Genomic DNA, 413 nt, shown 5'->3' with positions numbered 1-413 from the left:
TCAGATCAGCAACAGGAAGTTGGCGCATAATCACAGAAGAGGTTTCAAGGTGGATGCGTTCATGCTCAATACCCATCAGAATTATCCATGCTGGATCTTTGTCGGTAATGGGCAGGGTTAGCGGCATGTCATCAATGACCTGGTTGACTAAGTCTTTCACCTGATGGCGGTAGGCTTTAACGTCATCAACGCTTGGCCAGTCGTAGTGGGCGTCATTGAGATCGTCCCAGGACATTTCATCAACACCAATAGCAAACATCGACTCGTAGTGTGGGGCAATCCTGTTTTCTATGTATTTTCCGAGCTTTAACTTATTGATATAAAAGACCGCTGTGTGGCCGTAATAAAAAATCAGCGGATGCCGGAGAGGTTCGGCTTTCTTGAAGTAGGCTGAGTGGTTGTTAATCAGGGAA

The 413-nt window shown here is 46.2% G+C and carries 1 protein-coding gene; it reads right to left on the bottom strand.

Features of this window, described 5'->3' with window-relative positions:
* Positions 1 to 413 (bottom strand): DinB family protein (locus tag ACYP03_RS24295; RefSeq protein WP_459782411.1); only part of this gene is annotated, 413 nt, incomplete at both ends.

It is taken from the genome of Photobacterium sp. R1 (genome assembly GCF_054600795.1).
Note: the sequence above shows the minus strand (reverse complement) of the source record. Positions and strands in the feature narration are given on the sequence as shown.